The organism is Methanobrevibacter sp. (genome assembly GCF_045114555.1).
GTDB lineage: Archaea > Methanobacteriota > Methanobacteria > Methanobacteriales > Methanobacteriaceae > Methanobrevibacter.
Window position 1 is genome coordinate 81550 of sequence record NZ_JBGUKT010000030.1, and the last position, 23650, is coordinate 105199.

The following is a 23650-nucleotide window of genomic DNA, read 5'->3' on the forward strand; positions in this document are numbered from 1 at the left end:
ATTATATTGTAGAAGCAAAGGGGCAAAAAACGCCATACATCAAGCCCATTGCTTTTCTAGATTTATGTAAAGGGGGACTTATATGTCAGAAGAAATATTAGACAAAAATTTAGAAGACAAGAAAGAAGAAAAATTGCCATTCGCTAAAGCGGAAATCATTCGTTTAATGAAGGATAATCTTTCTCCAGAAAGACACATCAAGGAAAGAGTCAAGGTGGAAATGAATAATTTCCTATATGGCATCCTAGTGGATGTATGTAGTGAACTTGAAAAATATCCATATGCAACCATTGATTACGAAATGTTTAAGGAATGCATTTATCCTTACACAAACACCAAGCAGATCAATCAGGAAAGAATGAGAATCCTTATGCATATGAATGCAATCAAATCAGACTGTGATGCACTTGCCATGGATGTTGAAAAGACTCTCAGAATCAGGGACACCTCTGAGGAAGACGATTTCTCTCCATTGACTGGCAAGATATAAATTTCAATGAATAAGAGTAAAAGAGTTATTTAAAAGGTTTCTTAATTATTCATCTTAATTTATTAATAAAATCATTTTTCCTTTCTCCTTTTAAATTGCAGATTAAAAAAAAAAAAATAATTCTTTACTCTTATTATTTTTTTCTATTTTTTCAAATTAAAAATACCTTATCGATCTATTTTTTTATAATTTTTTAATCTATTTTTAATCTACTTTTCAATTAAATCACCTAAACACTTTAAAAAACTATTTTTAATAAAAAATACAAATCATTAATCAGAAGTGGAAAAGGTGAATGCAATGAATGAAATCATAGACAACTATAATGTTAATGCAGAAATTGAAATAGACAACAGTGAACTTGAAGACATAATGCTAATAGAACCTGGCATGATGACAATAGCAGATGAAGAGGAATTCTTCAGACTACTCAAAGAGGCTAAACTATTCATTCCAATACATTGGGAAAAGGAAGAGGTATTTAATATTGAAGATCAAAGTGTTGTAGATGTTATTAAGCCTGTGCCTCCACTTGGATTCAATTTCATTTCACTTAGTGTCAATGACAATGAAAGAGCACTTGTAGCATTCACCAGAAAAGAGATCATGAAGGAAATCAAGCTTAAGAAAGACCATATCATAATGAATATGAGAGATCTTGCCAAGATCTTGTATGGATTTGGCGATACCTTCTCATCAATCATCATAAACCCTCAAACTGAGCATTCAATTATAGTCAACGCTTCTACACTTATAGACCTATTTAAGGAAAAGGCAAAAAATCCATTTATCGCTTCACTTGAACAAACATTAGCTACATTGAAGAGCAATTCCGTGGAACTTGACAAACATTACATGTTCTTTATCAGATCAGAATATGAATTCATGGAAAATGAGGCTGTAGATGGAATATTTACAGCAAAAATGCCACTGCGAGCATGCACTGACCCTAATTTCCAATCCAATCTTCCAATATTGCATAAGATAATGATGATGGAAGGGCAAAAAATATTGTACACTGGGAAAAGTGAGGAAGTGACTGATTTCAATGTAATGATTGCTCCAGGATGCGAATTCCAAAAGTTCTATGATGAAGATGGAGACACTTCAGTATGGAGATGCATTAAACAGCCATTTTATGATAATATTGAAAAAGAAGATGAGGGTGAAGAATAAGCAAAAGTGATTAGATGACTACACTAAACAATAAAAAGCTAAAGAAACTATTAAAATCAAAGTCAAGAGTCAAAATAGAACAGAATCCGGACTTGTTCTATAAGGAATTTCTAAAATCAGAAGTCTTTGTTCCAGTTATTGCAATGAAAGATGAGGAATCATTAAGCGATGGAGACACACTTGACTTGCAGATTGGCTTCTTTGATGAGGAAAATGGAGACCGTAATATCTATCTGTTTACAGATACAAACGAATTGGAAAAGGCAGGATACCAAATCAAGTCAATAGCTGTAAATGTGATGGAATTATCTCTCATATTGGCACAGTTTGACATTGATTTCAATTATATTGTAATCAATCCATATAGCGTTGATTCATATAAGATAGACTTTGATGAATTTTTAGAGAAAAATAACTTTTAAAATTATTCTTAATTTCCGTGATAAAAATGAGCATACTCTATAATGATAAACTTGAATCATTAATGAAAATACAATCAGAAATGAGCGAAGAGGAAAATGAACACTTCTTGAATGAATTCAGAAAATCAGAATTATTGGTTCCCCTTCAAATTGAACTTGATTCATTAGACCTTGAAAACATGAATCTGGAAGGATTGAATGAAATCAATAAGGAAGTCAAGTTTCACTTAAAGTCATTTATAGGCCCAAATGAGATTAAAGTCATACCTATTTTTACAGATGAGGAAAACATTCAGGATGTTCAAATGAACACAACAGTCGGATCATTGTTTATGAGAGACTTGTACAAGTCTATACTTCCAATACAAGATAACTTTGATCAAATCATCATTAATCCAAGTGCAGAAAACGAATACAAGATAAGCATTGACGACTTCTTAAGTCTCTTTGATGAGGAAAGGGAATTTGAAGACATGATGAAAGAGATTGAAGAGGAAATGCTTGAAGATGAAAATATGGATTAATGGATGAAAAATTACATATAAAATAATCAAATTATTGATTAATTAAAAATATATTTTCCTTAAAAAATCATTATTTAATGGATGGATTAATCCATTATCTTAAATGAAATATCTGATTTTTAATTTAATGAACACTACATACATGTACCATGTTAAATTCATTAAATGTAACCACTAACAGATAATACAAAAAATAGAATTACTAATAAAACAGCAATGAAAACTAAAAATAAAGCCCCTTCTTTTGAAAACGGACTTACTGGTGCGCAAGTACCATTGGAACAATTCTCATCAATTTGACAATTATCATCTTTAGACACTTTCATCACCAAAAAATAGATTTAAAATAATCTTAAATGATCCCAAATAATTTTAAAATAATTACTGTTTTTAAATGTTAAATGAAATTTAATAAAAATAGCTAAAAAATATAAAAAAATGCTATTAATGAATAAATCATTAATAGCGAAAATCAATCAACTTATTTGAAGTTGGTTGCTCTTTCTTCGAAGTAAGATTGAGGGTGTTTACATACTGGGCAAATTACAGGAGCATCGGTTCCTTTAATTATGTGACCACAGTTAATACATTTCCATTCAATTTCTTCTTCTTTTTTGAATACAGTTTCGCCTTCAACATTAGCGAGTAAAGCTCTGTATCTTTCTTCATGTTCTTTTTCGATGTTACCAACCATGGTGAATAAACCTGCGATTTCATCGAAACCTTCTTCTCTTGCGGTTTCTGCGAATTCTTTGTACATTGCAGTCCATTCTTCGTTTTCACCATCAGCTGCTGCGTTTAAGTTAGCAATAGTGTCTGGAACTTCTCCATCGTGTAAAAGTTTGAACCAAATTTTTGCATGTTCTTTTTCGTTTTTAGAAGTTTCCATAAAGATATCGTGGATTTGTACGTATCCTTCTTTTTTAGCTTTACTTGCGAAATATTGGTATTTAGCATGAGCTTGAGATTCACCAGCAAAAGCTGCTGCTAAGTTAGCTTCGGTTTTAGTACCTTTTAAATCTGCCATTATAATCACCTAAATTTTTTTAACACATGTGTTAATTCTTAAATGAATAAGAATTCAGTAGTAGTTTAAACTACTTAAAACTATTTTAGTTTTGAATGTTAATAAATATTTCTAAAATATTTTATATATAATAAAAAATGAGTGATAATGAAAAAAATAAAAAATTAAAAAAAGAGTTAAAAAAGTTAAAAAAATGGGGGTTTTAAAAAGAGTTAAAAGACTAAAAAAAAGTGAGGGTTTTGAAAAGAGTAAAAAAATCAAATCCTGATAACTTCATCAGTGCTTACAATCATATTCAATCTTCTGTCATGGCTTTCCATTGGAATATGATCAATCAATTGAAATGGATGAATTGTGGTGACTAAAGGAGTCTTTTCATTAATGAGATTCTTATTAAAAAGGTCTTCGATTTCCCTATCTCCATATCCCTTTCCTTTTCCAATCCTATTTCCGCATCTATCTGCACCAACTGATCCTTCAACTACCATATCAATAGCTATGTCAAATGAACTTCCTTTACCGAAATCAAAAAACTTAGAGCAATGATCGAATGCCCACTCCTTTGTTGATGCTTCTCTTTCTTTTCCATCTAACCGGTTTCCCTCAAGAAAGAGATATCCATGTTCAAGGTTAGGACTTGCCATGATAAGATTCTTATTTTCCTTTAAAGCAAGATATCGGACTGGAATCTGAGCAGAATCCGGACTGCAAAAAATAGTTTTTGAATTTATCCATTCATCAGTGCCCGCCAGCAATTCAGCTGCAATATCTGATCCTTTAAAATCAGGAATCTTGCCATAATCTCCATTAGGTCTAAGAGACTGGCCTTCCTTAAACAATTTATCATAAATTGATTTTCTAATAGAATCCTTTTCTTCCTTTAAAGACATAATATCAAATAAGATAAAAATAAGTAAAATAAAGTAAAATGAAAATAACTAAAAAATCACTATAAAAATTCTAAAGTCCTATACATCATCATGAATCCTTCTTTATCTGGATTATCTTCTCCAAAACCGAAGAAATTAAAGCTGTATGCATCCCTATCATTGATTGTTGAGAGAGAATGAGTATTCAAAGGAGGTTCATGGCTTGTATCCTTTGCTATGAGCTCGTGGGTTTCCTTGTTTCCAATGATAGTTAAATGAGAATCTTCAACAATTAGGCTGTCTTCCCTTGGAATGTCTTCAATTGCATTCTTAAGATATTCCATAGACAATCCTTCCTGAGGATATTTGAACACCATAACTCTGCTGAATTTGCTGTCACAGTCAAGTACTGCTATGCAATTTTCAATATCATCTGCTTCTAGCAATTTCCAATTATTTGGATACTTAAAACTTAATTCATAGTTTTTAAATATATTGGACATGTTAAACTCCTTTAAAAAAGATATTGTAAAATAAAAATAAATTAAAAAGTAAAATAAAAAAATAGAAAAAAGAATAATTATCTAATTATAGATATTAATCGAATTCAATGGAATCCATAATAGCTAAATAATCATTGTAAGCATATGGGAATTCCTTGAAGTGCATCAATTCAAACACATACATGTTTCCATCATTGATCAATGCAGAAGTATTGTTTTCTAAAGTTCTTCCACCTTCGTCAGCACTTGTAATGATATTGTAAACAGGCATGCCATTAAGGTTTAGAATTCTGGATTCGACTATAGTCCAACCTTGAGCTTCAAAGCTTTCCTTAAAAGCCTCTTCAATTTGTGCAACTGCTTCGGCTTCTCCAGCATCATTTTTATAAACTGTAATGGTGGATGGATTTCCTTCCACCACTTTCACTAAAGCCTTGATACAATTTGGACCAATCATTTCTTTATTCTGTTCTTTCCAATTACTTAAATATCTGAATTTGATTCCTTCTTCATCAAATTGGATTTCATCCATAGAATCACCATTTTAATTGATACCCAATAAACTATATAAATATGAAATATATGAATAATTGAATAATATGAATTAATGCTTAATATTAAAAATTTTTGAAAAATTTTAGATTAGATAGACTAGGCAAATTAGAAATTTAAAAAATTAAGGAAACTTATTCTCCACTTTCAAGCAAATATTCATCTGGAATTAACTCTTCCAATTGAGTGTAAGCCTTGCTTGAAATAGCGGACTTGTGAATTTCAGGTTCTTTCACAATGGTCAACCCTCTAATTCTTCTTAATATGCTGGTTTCACCTAATTCCTTATTTATCTCATTGATAGTGGCAGTCAATGTCTTGTTTACAACCTCATCAAGCATGTTCTTGTTTGTTCTTAGGATTATCTCCAAGATTTCCCTATGCTTGTCTTCTCGCTCTCTAAGTCTTGACAATTCTCCAGCATCAAAACTCATTTTAGTCTTCAAGACATTCATATCCTGCAATAATTCAATTCTTTCTTCATTTGATTCATTCAAATCCTTATTCAATTGCTTGATTTCAGAATTCAAATCATCGATATCTCCATTTAACTTTTTAACTTCGTCAATGAGAGAATTAGATTCAGAATCGGATAAAACACTGCTGTTTATATAATTCGCTTTTTCAAGTTGAGACAATTTAGTGGTAAGCTCCAAATTAATGTTCTCCAACTCTTCCACTTTTGAGAAAAGAATCTTTTCCTTAGACTTTGCTTCCTTAAGATCGTATTCTAATTTTACAACAGCTTCATCATCTGGGATTACTTCCATAGTGGACACTTCGATTTCAGAAGAAGTTTTCAATTCCTCATATTCCTGAGGAGTCAAGATTACAAAATCTCCCTCTTCAAGATTATGTTTTTTCACATCTTCCTTACCGATAGTGAGACTTATATTACCTCTTGATTTATTAATTTTCCCAGTCTTGATAATCATATTTAATAATATGATTTATGCCTTTATAAAGGTTATTATTTAATTTAAAAAAATTATATAAAAATTAAAGCGATTTTAAAATAAAAATGAAAAAATAAACAATAATTTGAAAAAAATAGCTAAAAACAAATAAATTAAAACAAAGTACATGAAATGAACATGAAATTTCATGCAATAAATTCATGTAATGAAAATTGCTAAAAAAAGATGTGAAAAAATTTAATAAAAAAAATAAAAAATTATTGAAAGAATTTAAAAAAATATTAAAAAAGAAAAATTAAAAAATAACTAAAAAATAACTAAAAAATAAAGTAAGAAATAATTAAAAATAAAATTATTTCTAAAAACCTAATTAAAAAAATCTATTAAGAAGAAATCAGATTCATTGCTCATGCATTTATTGACCCAATTTATGAAGTTTCCATTAGCGGAACCTGATCTTTCAGCTTGGGTGTGGCCTTGACCCCAAACTTCATTGAATTCCACACTTTCCACATCACCAATCTGCATCAAAGCCAGAGCCAAATTGGTTTCAACAGTAAATGAAGTGTCTGTCTGTTCAATTCCAGCATTTATTCTCCAATATTTTGCAGGATGTGATGATCCCACTCCATCATAGTAAGAGGAAACATAATACAAAGGATTATACATATTGGAACGGTTTAGAGTTGTGTAATTGAGCATGTCCAATATTTTCAAATCATTTGCATAGCTGCTTGATTTAGATGAGTCATAATCAGAGAATGCAGAGTAATTGTCTGAATTTTCATTTAGGACATTTGCCATAATGCTATCAAAGTGCAATGATCCATATTCACCAGTACCGAATAACTCATTTTCAGCTTGGCCTTTTCCCAAATCATCAAAAGCGCCAACATCTTTAGTTGGGGATTTGCAATGTTTAACAAATGCTTCAAGGCTTGTGATTTCTGCAGTGTTTGTTGAACTGTTATAAATGATCCATTCCTCATCACCATTTAATGAATCAATATATTCCTGTGGAGTTCTGTAAGTTCCTGAACTTGATCCAGTAACATCACTTGAAAGAGAGACACCATCAGGTAAAGGCCCCATGCCCATGCCCTCTCCGGAACTTGGAGAGTATGGGAAACTGGTTTCATTCAAGAAATTGTTTAAGGAATCCTCTACAGTTTTAAGCATATAATCATAATATGATCCTGCTGTGTAAATTCCATCTTCAGACTCTTCAAGACTTAAAGGCCTTCCATTAGGACTTCTAAGGCCTAAATCATTAATGTAATTGGCATATGCACTAGCCAAATCATCGGATAACGCACCAGTCCAAGTGCCGCTTCCACGTGTTCCATCTGTAGTGTATTGTCCCATAGCCCATTCATAAGCCTCATCAGCTGTATCTAGAGAAGTGATAGGACACCAGCACATTGCTCCGCAGATGCTGTCAGATAACTTGTTTCCATTTCTGTCTATAAGAGCCGCTCCAATGGATTCAAGATAGGGTGTGTACAATTCACAGTCACCACTTGCACCTAAGATAGCGCTTTGTGCACCGCCACCGCTATGACCAAATGAAAAGATCCTTTGGCTGTCTCCAGGAAGTGTATCATCATTGAATTTCAAGTAAAGCACTGCTGCCTTTAAATCAGTCACTCCCCAAGGAGCCCCACCAGAGTAGGTTCCTCCTTTTTCTCTACCTCTGCAACCTGCATTAACATAAATGAAACCTGCATCTGTGTAATCTTTCACCTCATTCGCATTATATCTTGTTGGGGCTTTTTGAGCGGAATATCCTGCAGTGTTGATAGGCATTACAATAGGTGCATTAGATGCAGAATAATTTCCAACATGACCGTCTATTACTGTACAGGTATAAGTTCCATTATCATTCCGTTCGCTTTTAAAGTAATCTCCAGGAACATAAATTCCTAAAGACTCATATTCAGTAGCTTCAGGGTCTGTACAGTACACAAGCCCAATTTGATAGTAGATATTGTTTTTCTCATCATACTTCCAATTGGACATATCAATGGTTAACTCATCATTCAACTCTGTGAGATTAACATTATAATTATTAGTATCAGTTAATAATCCCATTTCACTTGCAGCAATCAATAATGTGAGTATTGCAATCACTACAGCTATAAGCAAAATAAGTTTATTTGATCTTTTCATAATCACACCACAACCAATTGTTTAAAAAAACAGATTTATTCAATTATTTCAAAAGTTCTGACTATTTCCATAAATTTGGAAACTATATCACTAACTGTCCTAAGTTCAAATATATAAACAAAACCATCCTCTAAAAATACAACTGAAAACATTTCAAAATCAATTTCGGGAATTGAAATCCTTGAATGTGTCTGAATGCTTTTCCTTTTGCCAACATTTGCAATTTCAGAAGATACTATTTGAGCGTTATCATTCAATAGGCTTTCTTCAATGATTTCCTTGAAATCCTCAAGTGAAGGCATCTCAGATTGGAATGCAATTACATTCAATAAACTGCCATCCTCATAGCTTAAAGTAGCTATGCAATCAGGATTGTTTTCCAATGGGACTTCTTCCAATTCCCACTCATCGCTGTATTTGAATGATAACTTTTCATTAGAACATGTGTTTAGATTAGACATAAAAAGCCTCTTATATTGAATTTATATATCTTTTTATAATTTTTTATAAATATAAATTTTATCAAATCAAAATTTACTAATAACATCCACAATTTACTAAATCATCAACATAATTTACAAAATGACATCAATATAATTTACAAAATGACATCAATATAATAATCTGAATAAAAATAATGAAATAAAATCAATATGCTAATTAAAATAAAAATAACAAATTAAAATTAATTTTTAGACAAAAAGAAGAAATTATAATCGTTTAGAAATCAAATAGAAAGATTTAAATTAGAATAATGACAGAATAAGGTATGGGATTAACATTTATAAAATACCTTTAAAGAATTTTAAACTAAACAACTTATTAAGCATTTATTCACTCAATGAATCAAACTCAATAATTACATATTTGACAAAAACCCTAAACTCAATATATTTGTTAATCCCCACACCCCCTATTAAAAAGAGGACTAATTTTGAAAATTAAAAAAATAATAAATAGTATTAAAAAATAGTTTAAGAATTATAAAAAAATAGCATTAAATAAAAAAAAAACAGCCATGAATTATAAAAAAATAGCATTAAATAAAAAAACAGACAAGAATAGCATTAAATAAAAAAAACCGTTGAATTATAAAAAATATCTAAAAATAGAATAAAAATAAAAAATAAAAGAGAAAAACAATTATCTGATACGTTTTCCCTCTTTTTCAAGAAGTCCTTTTTCCTTAATCATTTCAATGAAACGACTGTCATCTGTAACGAATTCATCATACTCTTGAACTTCTTTTTTATTGGATCTTTTGACAATTGTAAAGAGATATGAAGGCCTTCCCTTTTTCTCTTTAGGAAGCTCAGCCAATTCATAAAGAACTCTTTTTACAATCAATTCCTCAGAGCTTTCAATGAAACTGATTCTATTGTCAATGTCTTCAAAGCTTTCAAAGTCACCGTTAAGCTCTTTCTCAGTTAAGATTTTAGATCCTAACTTTCTGCTGATTCCATCTAAGAAGTGCAATTTGCTTGCTTCCTTGCTTTGCTCATTGAAGAACTTTACATACTTAGGTTCATTGGCAATTACAATGCTGTGAACAGCCTTTTCAGTTTCGAATTCCTGTTCCTTGCTTAAGTCATCATAACTTAAATGAGCTCTTTCCTGCTTGACAAATTCACTATCCTTTCCAAGAGGAATCTTGTCTTGAACCTTAACTTCAACATCATCATTCAAGTCCAAATCCATCAATATGAAGTAATCTGTTCCAATAATACGGGCAGTCTTTTTTTCATCACTGTCTTTAGTGCTTAAAACCAAACCGAAATTTTCATTTTTCATAAAAAACACCCCCGGAAATTATCTTACGTTATACCTTAAGATAGCACCGATTCCACCGAAAGCCCTATACAATTGGCTTCCCTCTTCGGTTTCAGTGGAAATGATTTCTACACTAGAACCTAAATCCTCAGCGATATTAGCCAAATCTTCGATTAGATCTTCCTCTTGAGTGATTTTCATTTTCTCATTACATTGAGGGCAAGTTAAATCCTCTACCTTTTGACCTTCCTTTTGAGTGACTTCGGCATGGAAGCCACAAGCTTGGCAATCCAAGGTTAACCTTTTGGATTTTAAGTCTTCACTAAGCAAAAGAATGTCTACAGCACCCATTTGCAAATTGGTTCTTACTTCCTTTTCACCATAAGAATATAAACCATGGTCATCCCTAAGCTCAGCAAGGAATCTTTGGACTAGCTTTTTCTCTTGGATAACTCCTAATTCCTCTAAAGCACCAGATGCCTTGTCAATGGTTTCCCTGATACCGAATTCTCCAGTATAGGAAGTGTCTACAGTGGTGATTACCTTATCCTTAAGCTCATAATGCATGTAATCTCCATTATAGTAATCCTCTTTAGTTCCTCCAGGACCACCAAGAACAATTCCCTTCAAGTCATCCTTGATTGGAAGGAATTCATCATCCATGTGAGTGCCTATCCTTTTCAGGAATTCGTGAGCCAATTGGTCAATGACCCTATCGAACCTTCTTTGTGATTGTCCCCCTGCCTTATGCTTTCCAGGAACACCACTGGTTAAGTTTGCTACAACATTGATTCTTTTACCTTTCAAAGTAGCGATGGTTGCCTCATTTCTGTCAATTACAGCAATACCGTAAACTTCCTTTGAAGCAATCATGTCTTCTAATGGCTCAAGGAAAAATGTGCTGTCACAAATGTATCTGTAAGTTTGGATCTCTTCAGGAGGTTCGATAACTACAGTTTCCATCTTTTCAGTACCAGGACCGCCTTTAGGAATCATACCAACGAACAATACAAAACCATTCGGCAATTCCTTGTTGTCGTTTGTAATCATACGGATTCTTTGCATGATTACCTCAATAGCTGATTGAACATTCTTACGAGTGGTTTTGCTCTTGATGTTAGCACTTTGTCCCAATTCATCCCTCATCTGCTTGATGATATCACTTAATTGTTTAGTTGGAGGAACGTACATGGAAACGAGTTCTGTTCCCTTTCCTTTCTTTTCCGCCAATTCCTTCAATGACTTTTTAAACTCATATAATTCCTTTGAGGATACCTCACTCATTTATAACACCTGATAAAAATGATAAATAACTTTTTGATAAGTAATTAATATAAAAAATTAAAATAAAACAATATAATTTAAGATTATTCAAAACTTTTAAAATAAAATATTCATAGAAAAATTACTAAAAACGTAACTTTTAAAGAAAATTATTCACTAAAATAGAAATTTTTGTCAAACCATAATAATAACCTTAAATTGATATAATATATTATATATTGGTATAAGTTACTTATATAAGTAATGATGAAAATCAAAATATTTTAAGAAAATATTAATAATTGAAATGATATAAGATTATTTAAATAAGACTTTTTTTGAACTTCAAGGAGGAAAACAATTGTTTGGCTTGAAAGACATCAATACTGAAAACAGATATGATGAAACTGATGAGAAGAAACTTAAAATAGCTGATACAATCTCTATTTTTACAAATCCTCCTATAATTACAATCCCTTTGTTTTTAATTATTTGTATAATTCTTGCATGTGATGGAACTCCATTTACAAGTGGATTCAGTTTTAATTGGACCCAATTCATCATAACAGAATTGATTTCACTTATCTTTGCATCCATATTGCCAATGGCAATCATCCTTCATTGGGCAAGGAAATTAGACACAGACAAAGACATTTCAAATAGGGAAGACCGTTTCGTTCCACTTATTGTTGGAGTCGTGTCTTACTTAATAGGTTTTATAATTGCATGGATTCTTGGAGTCTCCAATTTCCTGATTGTTCTAATACTTTGTTATGCTGTTAACACATTCATTGTAATGCTAATTACCACTAAATGGAAAATCAGCATCCACACAACTGGACTTACAGGCCCTGTAGCAGCTCTAATCATGCTTCTTGGACCTATCGGTGCTTTAGTTGGATTGCTTTATCCAATACTCATTTGGAGCAGATTCACACTTAAAAAGCATACAATGGCTCAAGCAATAGCGGGTGGAGTGTTTGGATTAATAATGACTGTATTGGAAGCTTATCTTTATATGGATTTGCTTAATATGCCGGTTTACAATTTGGTTCCATTAGGAGAATGCTTATGGATAATACTTGGGCTTATCTTTGCACCAATAGTTTTAGGAATTCTAACAATCCTAAATGATAATGGAAAAGGAAATACAAAAGCAATATTCTATGCATTATGTGTTTTAGCAATCATATTCTTCATATTACTTGCTCCTCAATCAGCACTCATAATATTGATTCTCGCAATCATCACATCAATTTTGGTAAGCTATTTTGGTGGAGAAAATTTCAGTTGGTTTAGAGCAATACAATAGTAAATTTAAATATAATTAAATAGATAAATTAAAGTAATAAATTAAGTAATTTAACTAAATTTCTACTAAATTTAAATTTATTTAAAAAAACTTAATCTAACTAAACTATTAAAACTTAATTAAAAGGTGAATTTATGAGAATCGTAGCTGCTATCGGAGGATCAATATTATTACAGGATTACAACGCTGAAAGATTTAAGGAATATGCAAAGCTCTTGAAGGAACAAAGTGAAGAGCATGAAATATTTGTTGTTGTAGGTGGAGGAAAACCTGCAAGAGAATACATAGGAGTTGTAAGGGACCTCGGTGCTGGAGAAGCTAAATGTGATGATATTGGAATAGAAGTTACTAGAGTGAATGCAAAGCTCTTATTGCTTGCACTTGGTGATGCAGCTTATCAAAGGGTTCCCCATAACTTCCAGGAAGCTTTGGAATTTTCTGCAAGCGGAAAAATAATTGTTATGGGCGGAACTGAACCTGCACACAGTACCGATGCAGTATCTGCAATCTTGGCAGAATACGTTCAAGCAGACCTTTTAGTTAACCTAACCGCTGTAGACGGATTATACACTAAAGATCCTAAAAAATATGATGATGCGGAATTGATTGAGGAAATCACAGCTTCTGACATGATGGAAATCATCAGCGGAAATGATGTAAAGGCAGGAACCTATGAATTCATCGATACAACTGCAATTCAAATGATTAAGCGTTCTGATTTAGAAACCGTAATAGCTAATGGTAATGAACCTCAAAACCTAATAAGAGCCATTAAAGGTGAAAAAATAGGAACCCGTGTTATTTCTGAATAAATAACACATTTACTTTTTTTAATATTTTTTATTCTAAAAATATCTCTTATAAACTAACAAAAACAACTTTATTTTTTATTAATTCTTATTTTGAGTGATTTAAATGACTGGGTTAATTGATATAGGATTAAATTTAATGCACAAATCCTTTGATAAAAACAGAGAAGAGATCATAAAAAATGCAAATGATGTTGGAGTAAGCCAGTTCATCATTACTGGAACCAATATCCACTCAAGCGAAACAGCTCTCAATTTCGCAAATCAAGACCAGTTTAAAGGAGTTCTATTCTCAACTGCAGGAGTTCATCCTCACGATGCTAAGACCTGTGATGAAAACACAATAGAAACTTTAAGGGAATTTGCAAAAGAGGACTGTGTGGTTGCTATTGGAGAATGCGGTCTTGACTATAACAGAAACTATTCACCACAGGATGTTCAAAGAAAATGGTTTGAAGAGCAAGTGAAGCTTGCAGAGGAATTGGATATGCCACTATTCCTGCATGAACGTGAAGCACATGAAGATTTGGTTAAAATACTCGAAAAGTACCCAAATATGTGTGAAAAGGCTTGTGTCCATTGCTTTACAGGAACTAAAGAGGAAGCTGAAAAATACCTAGAATTAGGCTGCTCCATTGGAGTGACAGGTTGGATTTGCGATGAAAGAAGAGGCCAGTCACTGCAGGAAGCTGTTACCGTGATTCCTCCTGAAAAGATGATGATAGAAACTGATGCACCATTCCTGATTCCAAGGAACTTCCCTAAAAAGCCAAAATCAAACAAAAACAAACCGGAATACTTGCCACATATCCTAAATACAATAGCTGAGTACAAAGGAATGGATAGTGAAGAGCTTGGCAAAAAGGTAAGTGAAACAACAAGAAAATTCTTTAATATCTAAGTTTAAACTAAATTTAGACAATTTTTAAATAATATTAAATTAATATTAAAATAATAGAACATAATTAATTAAAATTTAAATTAATAATCAATTAAATTAATTAAACTATTAAACTAATTAAATATCAAAAAATAAAAAGGTGAGAAATATGGTAGAACCACATAAACATTGCCCAGTATGCGGCACCCCAATACCAATGAAAGAAAGAGTCTGCTCTGCAGATTGTCAAAAAGTATTAGAACAAAACCAGAAAAACATCAGAAAAAGCAGAATAATGCTCTTTGGTGTAATTGTAGTATTTATTCTCGTATGGGCATATTTCATGTTCTTTAAATAAATTAACTATTAATAAATAAAATTAAAAAACAAGTAAATAGCTATTAATTAAACTTAATAGCTAACAATATTTTTTAAAACAAAAAGTCAAATTATAATTATTTTTTTAAAATCAGACAATTTTAAGTGATAAAATGTTATTGTCCTCAACAAGTACTTTAGAAAACAAAACCATTGTAAAATATCATGGATTGGTTAATGGAGAATCATTAATTGGATCCAACATATATAAAGACTTATTCTCTGGAGTTAGAGACGTTGTGGAAGGAAGAACCAGCACTTATGCTGAAGAGCTTGAATCAGCAAGAAATGAAGCATTCGAAACTATGGAAAACAAGGCTAAAGAACTTGGTGCCAATGGAATCATAGGACTTAAGATATCCTACAACAACCTCGGAGGTACCATGGGAAACACCATTTTAGTAACTGTATACGGAACCGCTGTAAGTTACAAATAATCCATTAAACTTTTTTTCAAACCAACTTTTAATGAGTGAATAAATGCTTAATAAAATCAAACAGAAAGTTAACGATTTATCCATCTCTAAACGTCTCAAGGATGAAGAGGAGAGAAAAGTATTCCTAAAAGAGCTAGGATGCATTGATATAGGGATAATAGTAGGTATAGTCACCTATGTAATTTGCCTATACACTCACTTTGACATTTACGGATGGAACTTCGGATTGGTCTTATCTCCACTTTTTGCAGGATATGCTGAAAGCCTAGCTGCAAAAAGGTATCTTGAAGAAAGTACCGGTGCAATCAGTGCATTTATTCTTTTCTTAATTACAGTTATCTATGGATTCATCATAGCAAACCCAACTTTAGGATTCAATGTCATTACAGCAGGAAGCATAGTCATAATCCTTCAAGCTGCATTTCCTATTGCTGTGAATTATTTCCTTATCGCAACAATTTTAGCTATTATCTCCCATGTTACAGGTGTCTTCAAGAAGATTACACGTTTCATATGGAATACATATGAGAAAATCTTCAAGAAAGAGCCAAAAACTAAAGAGATATATAACGAAAAGCAAACCAAAAAGATACACAGTTTTTATGACAGGGAACTTGATATGAATAATTTAGGAGTCTTGATATTGACTATGGAAGATTCTCCTAAAGAATTGAACATAATTGAATATAAAGGAGTCTATGAATCAACACATATCTTTTCCGTTAAACGAAGAGAAGAAATAAGGTCTGGAATTGAAGACTCAATGGAAAAGGAATTGCTTATTTGTACAAAAATTGCTGAAGACAAGGCATTGCTAAAATTAATCAAGCAATTAAGGGCAGATGGATGCAATGGCCTATTGAACTTGAATATGTCAATTGAAACATTAGGTCCAAGCAAGGGAGAAAACTTAGCTCATGTAGTTATGAGAGGAACTGGAGTCATATTTGAAGAAAAAGAGGATGTAAGTTCCTTATAATTACTAAAAAGAATAAGAAATAAATTAAGAAAATATCTATTTTTATAAGCCCAATAGAATAGCTATTGGGTCAAATCCAATCATTTTTATTGCCATATAAATCAAGATTATGGAGAATATCTGTTTTAATCTTTCCTTAGGCACCTTATAAACTAATTTTGCACCTAATGTTGCCATAGGAACTGAAAACAGTACAATAAGAACTAAATTCACCAAGCTTACATACCCTAAAGAATAATGCATTGGGTTAACAGACCAACCAGTGTAAATATATGAAATTAGCCCCCCAATAGCGGTCAATGCAATGAAAACTGAAGATGTTCCAATAGCTTGAATCAGGCTGAATCCAAACAATATGCAAAGTGCTGGAATCAGGAACACTCCACCACCTACACCAAGCAAGCCAGAGACAATTCCTATTGAAAAACCTACAATTGCTGCACTAAATATATTGAAATCAATCAATGCATTTTCGCCATCAGTTCTAGAGCCAAAGAGCATATCCAACGCTACAATAAAGAGCAGGCATGCAAAGATAATCTGCAAGATTCTTGAAGGAACCACATTTGCAAGAAGGCCTCCACAAAATCCTCCAATGATTCCAAAAATAGCTAATCTGATAGCTGGCTTTACAATGGACTTATTCTTTTTCTGATGCTGATAAGCTCCAGAGGATGCAGTTGGAATGATAATTGCCAAACTGGTTCCTAATGATACCATCATAGCAAGTGAAGGGTCCACCCCTACAGAATTGAATAAGAAAAATTGGAGAGGAACCATGAGGAAGCCCCCACCTACACCAAGCAATCCTGAAGCGAATCCAGCAAATATTCCTATTAAAATCAAACCTATATAAAAGCTAATTGGAAACATGATTACACATCAAATATTTAAAAAAAAATCATTTTTATTAATAATCTCTAAAAACTTATATTTAAAAAAAATCATTTTTATTAATAATCTCTAAAAACTTATATTTAAAATAAAATATAAATAATTAATTATTATTAAAATAAAATATTGATACTAATATCAAAATTAGAAATTAAAAAAATTAAATGAATTGATATGGGGAAATTCTTATGAAAATAAACAAATACATTCCTTTTGGAATAATTCTAATCGTTTTTGGAGCAATGCTATTCTTCTTAAGTGGAATAGACCAATTCATAAGGCCATTTACCCAACCAATCCTAATGGGATCTTCAAAAGGAAAAGACATTCTCTTTTTTGTTCTTTTGGGAATAACAATAATAATATCTACACTTGGAGACAATGAAAAGATATATGGATATTTTAAAAATCTCCATATTCCAGAAATGCTAAAAGATAAGGATTTTTACTTAAAATTATCTTTAATATTGCTACTGTTTACTGCAATAGCAGGAATAGTTATGGAATTCTACTTAAGGAATTCACTTGGAATAGACTGGAACACAATCCTTGTAATCATGAATCCAAGTGAAACAAGCACAAGCATCCTCCATTCCCACTTATACAAAGGAATATTTGGAATGATTCTTGGAATGCTTTTAACTTACATCCCATCTGGAATCCATACAGGAAGCTCTTTAAGTGCTTACACTCCAGATTTGATTGGATTGCTCTTCATATTGATTCCTATCACATATCTATCTATGATCATTTCAATGCAAAGGAGAAAAGCAGCACCAAAAATCTTCTTAGCAGTTACAAGCACAATCGGCATAATTGGACTCATAGATGGGGGATTATTTGCAACTCCAACAGTTGGAGGAATTTATGGAATACTCATATTGATGTATAATAATGAAATTTTAGAGGGAATTTCAGATTACATTACTGAAAAGGAAAAAAGAGATCAAATAAAAAGCCAATTGAGTGAAGAATTGACTGTACTTAAATATGTTTTAACAGGCAAAATAAGAGATAATGGAAAATCAGTTAAAAAGTATTTGAAGATTTTGATTCCACATATCGCTTTGATTCTAATCATCATCTTAAGGTTTTCAATTGCATTTTATGGAGCTTGTCCTGATTCTTATGAATTAGATGTAGGCTACCCACATGATCTTGATGGATTAAATCAATACGATGTATTAAATTTAACAGATCATGAAAATAAAACAACAGTTTATCTTTCAAATCAATATAATGAGATGGAATTGTTAAATAACTTAGCCATTGATTTGAATGGAAAATGTGATTGGTACTCACTTAGCTGGAACATATATTCATACTTATAAATAGATTATGAAAAAAATCATCATTATTTATAAACAATAATTTTATTAAATAAATATATAACAAAAACAAAACAATTCAACCATATCTAATTATTCAGAGATGATTATAATGAAGATTAGTATTATCATACCCACATACAATGAAGAGGAATATCTTCCTAAATTGCTTGAAAGCATAAAATCCCAAGATTTTACTGATTATGAAGTTATTGTCGCAGATGCACAATCCAATGATAATACTAGAGAGATTGCTAAGGAATATGGTTGTGTTGTTGTGGAAGGAGGACTTCCTGGACCTGGAAGAAATAGAGGTGCAGAAGTCGCCCAAGGTGAAATATTACTATTTTTAGATTCTGATTTGGAATTGACAGAAAATTACTTAAGCAATGTAGTTGAAGAGTTTGAGTCTGAGGAATTGGGAATAGCAATTACCCAAATGACACCCCTTTCTGAAAAGAAAAGAGACAAGTATCTTCATGACCTTGCAAACTGGTTTATGATAGCTGTTGAAAACATAAAGCCCCATGGAGCGGGATGCTATGGAATAATCTCTAAAAAGGAATTGCATGATGAAGTTGGAGGTTTTGATGAGAACCTGAACTTCGGAGAAGACACTGATTATATTGAACGTGTTGCTGAAATCAGTGAATTTAAAGTTCTTAGAAATGCAAGAATTGGGGTTTCCACCAGAAGGCTTGAAGAGGAAGGGCTTTACACCTTGCTTAAGCAATATGGTAAAAGCACTGTAAATGACTTTAGAGGAAAAAGAACTACAGCAGAAGACTTAGGCTATGAGTTTGGACATGATCCAATATCTGCACTTGATAGTGTGGAAATGGAAAAGATTGCTGAAAAATCCAGAAACAGAAAGCTAAAAGACAGAATCAATAAATTCAAGGACAGAGAAATCAAAGAAAATGAACTTATTGAAGTCACTGAAGAGGAAACAGGCCTTGTGATAAAAGAGGCAGCAGGATCTGAAGGCAGGAAGAGAATTTTCTATTCTGTTTGTGGAGAAGGAATGGGGCATGCAATCAGAAGCAGCGTCATTCTAGAGCATTTAACCAAAAAATATGATGTTTATATCTTTTCCAGTGAAAGGGCATATGAATTCCTATCCAATAAATTTGATAATGTATTTGAGATTGGAGGATTCAATACTGTCTATGAGAACAACGTGGTTAGAACCAAGAAAACATTCTTTAAGGCATTGAAGGCAAATCCTACAAACTTAAAGGAAGGATACAATGTTTTATATAAGGAATGCAAGAGAATAAAGCCTAATATAATCATATCCGACTTTGAGAACTATGCAAGTATGCTAAGCAAGCTCATGAACATCCCATTGATCAGTCTTGACAACATCCATATGTTGACCCAATGCGAATATGATTATCCTCCACATCACAGGGCGGATATGCTAACTGCAAAGGCAGTTACCAAATCATACATATTAAGACCAAAAAGGCACATAATCACAACATTCTTCTATCCTCCATTAAAGCATCCTAACATGACTGCACTTTACCCTCCAGTATTAAGGGAAGAGATAATGAAACTGGAACCTGTTGGAGGAGACCATGTTTTGGTTTATCAAACAGCAGAATCAAGCATAAACCTTATGGAAGAGCTTAAGAAACTTGATTACAAATTCATCGTTTATGGCTTCAACAAGGATGATGTCGATGAGAACTTGACTTACAGGTCATTTAATGAAAAGCAGATCTTTGAGGACATGAGAACAGCTAAGGCAATTATAGTGAACGGAGGGTTTACTATGATTTCAGAGGCAATATATCTTAAAAAGCCTATCTACTGCACTCCTGCCCATAAGAACTTTGAACAGATATTGAATGGTTTCTATGTTGAAAAGTTAGGATTTGGAGAATCCCATGATGACTTGGATGTCAATAAGATTGAAGGCTTTTTAGATAATCTTGACAAGTATCAGGAAAATCTAAACAAGGTCGAACCATGGGACAATACTGAAATCCTAAAAGATCTTGACTTAAGCATTGAAAAATATTCAAAGCTTTATTAACTCTTGAATTGAAAAATAAGTCTTTTTAATCTATTTTTTAATTATTATTTTTATACTTCATGTAATTACATGATTTACATGAAATCAATTTTTTTTAATTAATTTTTTAAGAAATGATTTTAATTTTTTTAATAGTTTCATAATATACGAATAAAAATATATGTGATAAAAAAAGCTTGAAAAATGAAATGATCGAAATAAAAAAAGAAAAGAATTGAGTGTTATAAAGTTACACCCATTTCTAATTGTTCAGTAAGTTCTTTGTATCTGTTACGGATAGTCACTTCAGTTACACCTGCAACTTCTGCAACATCCCTTTGGGTTTTTCTTTCACCTAATAAAACAGATGCAATGTATAATGCAGCTGCTGCTACACCAGTTGGACCTCTACCGGAAGTTAATCCTTTTTCCATTGCCTTTTCAATGATTTCAATGGATCTGGATTGTACTTCACCAGAAAGACCAAGTTCACTTGCGAATCTTGGAACGTAATCTACTGGAGATGTAGGAGGTAATTTAATGTTCAATTCTCTTGTTAAGAATCTGTAAGTTCTTCCAACTTCTTTTTTACTTACTCTAGAAACTTCAGCGATTTCATCTAAAGTACGAGGTACTTTACATCTTCTACAAGCTGCATATAAAGAAGCAGCTACAACTCCTTCAATACTTCTTCCACGGATAAGCTTGTTTTCCACTGCACTTCTGTAAACAACAGAAGCAGCTTCCCTTACACTTCTTGGAAGACCTAATCTTGAAGAGTCTCTGTCTAATTCACTTAATGCAAAAGCCAAGTTACGTTCAGTAGCACCGGAAATTCTGATTTTTCTTTGCCATTTTCTTAAACGGTACCATTGAGCTCTGTTTCTTGCAGGAATATCTCTACCATAGATGTCCTTATTCCTCCAATCAATCATTGTACTTAAACCTTTATCGTGAATAGTGTAAGTAATAGGAGCACCTACTCTTGTACGTTTGTCTCTTTGTTCATGGTCGAATGCTCTCCATTCAGGACCCATATCTACAAGGTTTTCATCAATAACTAATCCACAGTTAGCACAAACCACTTCTGCCCTTTCATAATCTCCAATTAATTCAGTTGAACCACATTGTGGACATACGGTTTGTTTTTCTGGCTCAGAGTCATCTTTTTGTCTTCTTCTTGAAGTTCTTTTGGAATTTTGAAGAACTTCATCAGATAATCCTTCTTTCGTGTTAATCTCTCCTATTATATCAATTTGACTAAGTTTTATCCCTAAAAATAGAGAAATGCCTTTAATTTTCTCTAAGAAATGAATAGAGAAAAACTTTTAATTTTCTCTAAGAAATAAATAGAGAAAAAAGTTTTTTAAATTAAACTATTTGTTTCTTCTTTTTCTTGAATAAGATTTCCTACTTCTAGAATTTTTTGAATTCCTGGAATTTTTGGAATTAGCTTTTGAACCCTTTTTAGACTTAGAGTTCTTATTTTTTCTATTCATCTTTTCCATTTCACTTTTAGTGGAAACAAATAGCTTTTCACCATGTCTACTTTCAAGATCTCTTCTATTTACTGACCTAAAAATATTTACGGAAACATATGGATTTTTAACTGGGCCAAAAATAGAATATACCTTACCTATTTTCTGCTTATCATTAGTAAAAACAAAAGCTCCTGCAGGAGGAGTCTTTGTGGTTTTGACAATTAATTTTCCAGAATTGGCAAGGTGTGAGATGTTTCCTAAAAATTTCATCAAATCACCTTAAAAATAAACATTAGTACATCTTAATATAATGACATTATAGTATATAAATATTTCGATGCCTTTATATATAAAAAAATTTCTTCTTAAAAAGGATTACTAAAAAATCCTAATAAAAACTCTTTATATATCCCATATTCATTCTCTAATCAACAAACAATTGATTAATAATAGTTATATTGGGTAATATATAAAGATTATGGAATTGGATAGAGAATAAAAAGAGATAATGATAGTAAAGGAAATAATGACAATAATCAGAATAATGATGAATAATAAGAAATAATGATAATAAAGGAAATAATGACAATAATCAGAATAATGATGAATAATAAGAAATAATAGTGAACAAAAACATAAATAAAATTATGAATAAAATTAGCGAGTTACAGGAAATTATAGACAATAGCGATAATATTGTATTCTTCGGAGGGGCAGGAGTTTCAACAGAAAGTGGAATACCTGATTTCAGATCTGAAAATGGAGTGTTTAAAAGCTTGGAAAAATATGGGCACAGTCCAGAATATCTTGTTTCTCATAGTTACTACTTAAGCCATACCGAAGAGTTCTTCAATTATTACAAGGAAAATCTCATTTTCAAGGATGCAAAGCCAAATCCTGCTCATTTAAAGCTTGCTGAACTAGAAAAAGCAGGAAAACTAAAGGCAGTCATCACTCAAAACATTGATGGCTTGCACCAAAAGGCAGGAAGCAAGAATGTTCTGGAGCTTCATGGAAGCATCCATAGAAACTATTGCGAGTTCTGCAAAAGTGAATACGACTTGGATTTCATCTTAAAAAGCGATGGAGTTCCTAGATGTGAATGTGGTGGAATAATCAAGCCAGATGTCGTTCTCTATGAAGAACCGCTGAACAATGATGTTTTAAGCTCATCCATCAATTACATAGCTAATGCAGACACATTAATAATCGGAGGAACTTCACTAGTCGTTTATCCTGCTGCAGGATTGGTAAATTACTTCAATGGCTCAAAATTGGTTTTAATCAATAAAAGCGAAACCCCTTATGACAATTTAGCAAGTTTAGTCATTAATGACGCTATTGGAGAAACTTTAGAACAGACGAAAATAGAATAATAATTGAATAAAAATAGAAAATAAATTAAATAAAATAAAAAAATAATGAAAAATTTGCCTTTAAAAAATAG

At 32.0% G+C, this 23650-nt stretch carries 26 protein-coding genes; 13 read left to right on the top strand and 13 right to left on the bottom strand.

The annotated features are described in order from the left end of the window. Positions 1-82 precede the first annotated feature (82 nt). The 4 genes from ACJMLB_RS07460 (at position 83) to ACJMLB_RS07475 (ending at position 2612) form a co-directional block, all read left to right on the top strand. Complete coding sequence (locus ACJMLB_RS07460; RefSeq protein ID WP_405324894.1) at positions 83-490, top strand: hypothetical protein; 408 nt, start codon at positions 83-85, stop codon at positions 488-490. A gap of 300 nt (positions 491-790) precedes the next feature. After that, on the top strand, positions 791-1666 hold the full coding sequence (locus tag ACJMLB_RS07465; RefSeq protein ID WP_405324897.1) for an SseB family protein: 876 nt from the start codon (positions 791-793) through the stop codon (positions 1664-1666). Positions 1667-1680: 14 nt separating this feature from the next. Beyond that, positions 1681-2088, top strand: a complete 408-nt coding sequence (locus ACJMLB_RS07470) for an SseB family protein (RefSeq protein WP_405324900.1) — start codon at positions 1681-1683, stop codon at positions 2086-2088. Between the two features lie 62 nt (positions 2089-2150). Further along, the gene (locus ACJMLB_RS07475; protein ID WP_405324903.1) at positions 2151-2612 is read left to right on the top strand and encodes an SseB family protein; all 462 of its coding nucleotides are present in this window, start codon (positions 2151-2153) and stop codon (positions 2610-2612) included. A 161-nt stretch (positions 2613-2773) separates the two neighbouring features. Here ACJMLB_RS07475 and ACJMLB_RS07480 read toward each other — a convergent pair whose 3' ends face one another. From ACJMLB_RS07480 to prf1, 10 genes are all read right to left on the bottom strand, one after another. Beyond that, positions 2774-2932: a hypothetical protein gene (locus tag ACJMLB_RS07480; RefSeq protein WP_405324906.1), complete on the bottom strand. Its 159-nt coding sequence runs from the start codon at positions 2930-2932 to the stop codon at positions 2774-2776. 161 nt (positions 2933-3093) lie between these two features. Continuing rightward, positions 3094-3639 (bottom strand): rubrerythrin, encoded by a 546-nt coding sequence (gene rbr, locus ACJMLB_RS07485; protein ID WP_296855473.1) that lies wholly within the window; start codon positions 3637-3639, stop codon positions 3094-3096. A gap of 257 nt (positions 3640-3896) precedes the next feature. After that, positions 3897-4529: a 5-formyltetrahydrofolate cyclo-ligase gene (locus tag ACJMLB_RS07490; protein WP_405324911.1), complete on the bottom strand. Its 633-nt coding sequence runs from the start codon at positions 4527-4529 to the stop codon at positions 3897-3899. 59 nt (positions 4530-4588) lie between these two features. Continuing rightward, positions 4589-5011, bottom strand: coding sequence for a hypothetical protein (locus tag ACJMLB_RS07495; protein ID WP_296855469.1), 423 nt, complete (start codon positions 5009-5011; stop codon positions 4589-4591). Between the two features lie 94 nt (positions 5012-5105). Then, on the bottom strand, positions 5106-5543 hold the full coding sequence (locus ACJMLB_RS07500; protein WP_295608684.1) for a hypothetical protein: 438 nt from the start codon (positions 5541-5543) through the stop codon (positions 5106-5108). Between the two features lie 154 nt (positions 5544-5697). After that, complete coding sequence (locus ACJMLB_RS07505; RefSeq protein ID WP_295608686.1) at positions 5698-6498, bottom strand: hypothetical protein; 801 nt, start codon at positions 6496-6498, stop codon at positions 5698-5700. A 348-nt stretch (positions 6499-6846) separates the two neighbouring features. Further along, positions 6847-8649: a hypothetical protein gene (locus ACJMLB_RS07510; RefSeq protein WP_405324916.1), complete on the bottom strand. Its 1803-nt coding sequence runs from the start codon at positions 8647-8649 to the stop codon at positions 6847-6849. 35 nt (positions 8650-8684) lie between these two features. Continuing rightward, positions 8685-9110 carry a hypothetical protein gene (locus ACJMLB_RS07515; protein ID WP_295607667.1) on the bottom strand — a complete coding sequence of 142 codons (426 nt, stop codon included), beginning with the start codon at positions 9108-9110 and terminating at the stop codon, positions 8685-8687. 682 nt (positions 9111-9792) lie between these two features. Next, entirely contained in the window at positions 9793-10440 is a 648-nt protein-coding gene (locus ACJMLB_RS07520; protein WP_296855465.1) for a DUF655 domain-containing protein, read from the bottom strand. Positions 10441-10458: 18 nt separating this feature from the next. After that, entirely contained in the window at positions 10459-11703 is a 1245-nt protein-coding gene (gene prf1, locus ACJMLB_RS07525) for a peptide chain release factor aRF-1 (RefSeq protein WP_295607674.1), read from the bottom strand. Between the two features lie 340 nt (positions 11704-12043). Between prf1 and ACJMLB_RS07530 the strand changes: the two genes are divergently transcribed. The 6 genes from ACJMLB_RS07530 (at position 12044) to ACJMLB_RS07555 (ending at position 16477) form a co-directional block, all read left to right on the top strand. After that, positions 12044-12994, top strand: coding sequence for a hypothetical protein (locus ACJMLB_RS07530; protein ID WP_405324920.1), 951 nt, complete (start codon positions 12044-12046; stop codon positions 12992-12994). A gap of 134 nt (positions 12995-13128) precedes the next feature. Beyond that, positions 13129-13806 (top strand): UMP kinase, encoded by a 678-nt coding sequence (pyrH, locus tag ACJMLB_RS07535; RefSeq protein ID WP_405324923.1) that lies wholly within the window; start codon positions 13129-13131, stop codon positions 13804-13806. Between the two features lie 103 nt (positions 13807-13909). Beyond that, entirely contained in the window at positions 13910-14704 is a 795-nt protein-coding gene (locus tag ACJMLB_RS07540; RefSeq protein ID WP_405324926.1) for a TatD family hydrolase, read from the top strand. 148 nt (positions 14705-14852) lie between these two features. Continuing rightward, positions 14853-15041: a DUF2116 family Zn-ribbon domain-containing protein gene (locus tag ACJMLB_RS07545; RefSeq protein ID WP_295607685.1), complete on the top strand. Its 189-nt coding sequence runs from the start codon at positions 14853-14855 to the stop codon at positions 15039-15041. A gap of 133 nt (positions 15042-15174) precedes the next feature. After that, positions 15175-15498, top strand: coding sequence for a YbjQ family protein (locus ACJMLB_RS07550; protein WP_405324929.1), 324 nt, complete (start codon positions 15175-15177; stop codon positions 15496-15498). Positions 15499-15541: 43 nt separating this feature from the next. Further along, entirely contained in the window at positions 15542-16477 is a 936-nt protein-coding gene (locus ACJMLB_RS07555; protein WP_405324932.1) for a hypothetical protein, read from the top strand. Between the two features lie 42 nt (positions 16478-16519). Here the strand turns inward: ACJMLB_RS07555 and ACJMLB_RS07560 are convergent, their stop codons facing one another. Further along, complete coding sequence (locus ACJMLB_RS07560) at positions 16520-17350, bottom strand: sulfite exporter TauE/SafE family protein (protein WP_405324935.1); 831 nt, start codon at positions 17348-17350, stop codon at positions 16520-16522. A 209-nt stretch (positions 17351-17559) separates the two neighbouring features. On the opposite strand from ACJMLB_RS07560, the gene ACJMLB_RS07565 reads away from it, so the two are divergent. Beyond that, a complete protein-coding gene (locus ACJMLB_RS07565; protein WP_405324938.1) occupies positions 17560-18702 on the top strand; it encodes a hypothetical protein in 1143 nt (380 codons plus the stop codon). Positions 18703-18811: 109 nt separating this feature from the next. Beyond that, the gene (locus tag ACJMLB_RS07570; RefSeq protein ID WP_405324940.1) at positions 18812-20743 is read left to right on the top strand and encodes an MJ1255/VC2487 family glycosyltransferase; all 1932 of its coding nucleotides are present in this window, start codon (positions 18812-18814) and stop codon (positions 20741-20743) included. Positions 20744-20964: 221 nt separating this feature from the next. On the opposite strand, the gene ACJMLB_RS07575 is transcribed toward ACJMLB_RS07570, so the two are convergent. Both ACJMLB_RS07575 and ACJMLB_RS07580 read right to left on the bottom strand, forming a co-directional pair. Further along, positions 20965-21969, bottom strand: coding sequence for a transcription initiation factor IIB (locus ACJMLB_RS07575; protein ID WP_394349913.1), 1005 nt, complete (start codon positions 21967-21969; stop codon positions 20965-20967). A 129-nt stretch (positions 21970-22098) separates the two neighbouring features. Continuing rightward, positions 22099-22473 carry a Gar1/Naf1 family protein gene (locus tag ACJMLB_RS07580; protein WP_405324943.1) on the bottom strand — a complete coding sequence of 125 codons (375 nt, stop codon included), beginning with the start codon at positions 22471-22473 and terminating at the stop codon, positions 22099-22101. A 377-nt stretch (positions 22474-22850) separates the two neighbouring features. On the opposite strand from ACJMLB_RS07580, the gene ACJMLB_RS07585 reads away from it, so the two are divergent. Next, complete coding sequence (locus ACJMLB_RS07585) at positions 22851-23579, top strand: NAD-dependent protein deacylase (protein WP_405324945.1); 729 nt, start codon at positions 22851-22853, stop codon at positions 23577-23579. Positions 23580-23650: the final 71 nt, after the last annotated feature.

Coding starts and splice junctions, on each gene's coding strand:
- ACJMLB_RS07475 (WP_405324903.1), top strand. CDS start 2,151: ATGAAAATACAATCAGAAATGAGCGAAGAGGAAAATGAACACTTCTTG.
- ACJMLB_RS07545 (WP_295607685.1), top strand. CDS start 14,853: ATGGTAGAACCACATAAACATTGCCCAGTATGCGGCACCCCAATACCA.
- ACJMLB_RS07565 (WP_405324938.1), top strand. CDS start 17,560: ATGAAAATAAACAAATACATTCCTTTTGGAATAATTCTAATCGTTTTT.
- ACJMLB_RS07560 (WP_405324935.1), bottom strand. CDS start 17,350: ATGTTTCCAATTAGCTTTTATATAGGTTTGATTTTAATAGGAATATTT.
- ACJMLB_RS07580 (WP_405324943.1), bottom strand. CDS start 22,473: ATGAAATTTTTAGGAAACATCTCACACCTTGCCAATTCTGGAAAATTA.
- ACJMLB_RS07510 (WP_405324916.1), bottom strand. CDS start 8,649: ATGAAAAGATCAAATAAACTTATTTTGCTTATAGCTGTAGTGATTGCA.
- ACJMLB_RS07505 (WP_295608686.1), bottom strand. CDS start 6,498: ATGATTATCAAGACTGGGAAAATTAATAAATCAAGAGGTAATATAAGT.
- ACJMLB_RS07515 (WP_295607667.1), bottom strand. CDS start 9,110: ATGTCTAATCTAAACACATGTTCTAATGAAAAGTTATCATTCAAATAC.
- ACJMLB_RS07570 (WP_405324940.1), top strand. CDS start 18,812: ATGAAGATTAGTATTATCATACCCACATACAATGAAGAGGAATATCTT.
- ACJMLB_RS07520 (WP_296855465.1), bottom strand. CDS start 10,440: ATGAAAAATGAAAATTTCGGTTTGGTTTTAAGCACTAAAGACAGTGAT.
- ACJMLB_RS07555 (WP_405324932.1), top strand. CDS start 15,542: ATGCTTAATAAAATCAAACAGAAAGTTAACGATTTATCCATCTCTAAA.
- ACJMLB_RS07500 (WP_295608684.1), bottom strand. CDS start 5,543: ATGGATGAAATCCAATTTGATGAAGAAGGAATCAAATTCAGATATTTA.
- ACJMLB_RS07585 (WP_405324945.1), top strand. CDS start 22,851: ATGAATAAAATTAGCGAGTTACAGGAAATTATAGACAATAGCGATAAT.
- rbr (WP_296855473.1), bottom strand. CDS start 3,639: ATGGCAGATTTAAAAGGTACTAAAACCGAAGCTAACTTAGCAGCAGCT.
- ACJMLB_RS07490 (WP_405324911.1), bottom strand. CDS start 4,529: ATGTCTTTAAAGGAAGAAAAGGATTCTATTAGAAAATCAATTTATGAT.
- ACJMLB_RS07465 (WP_405324897.1), top strand. CDS start 791: ATGAATGAAATCATAGACAACTATAATGTTAATGCAGAAATTGAAATA.
- ACJMLB_RS07470 (WP_405324900.1), top strand. CDS start 1,681: ATGACTACACTAAACAATAAAAAGCTAAAGAAACTATTAAAATCAAAG.
- ACJMLB_RS07495 (WP_296855469.1), bottom strand. CDS start 5,011: ATGTCCAATATATTTAAAAACTATGAATTAAGTTTTAAGTATCCAAAT.
- prf1 (WP_295607674.1), bottom strand. CDS start 11,703: ATGAGTGAGGTATCCTCAAAGGAATTATATGAGTTTAAAAAGTCATTG.
- ACJMLB_RS07540 (WP_405324926.1), top strand. CDS start 13,910: ATGACTGGGTTAATTGATATAGGATTAAATTTAATGCACAAATCCTTT.
- pyrH (WP_405324923.1), top strand. CDS start 13,129: ATGAGAATCGTAGCTGCTATCGGAGGATCAATATTATTACAGGATTAC.
- ACJMLB_RS07550 (WP_405324929.1), top strand. CDS start 15,175: ATGTTATTGTCCTCAACAAGTACTTTAGAAAACAAAACCATTGTAAAA.
- ACJMLB_RS07460 (WP_405324894.1), top strand. CDS start 83: ATGTCAGAAGAAATATTAGACAAAAATTTAGAAGACAAGAAAGAAGAA.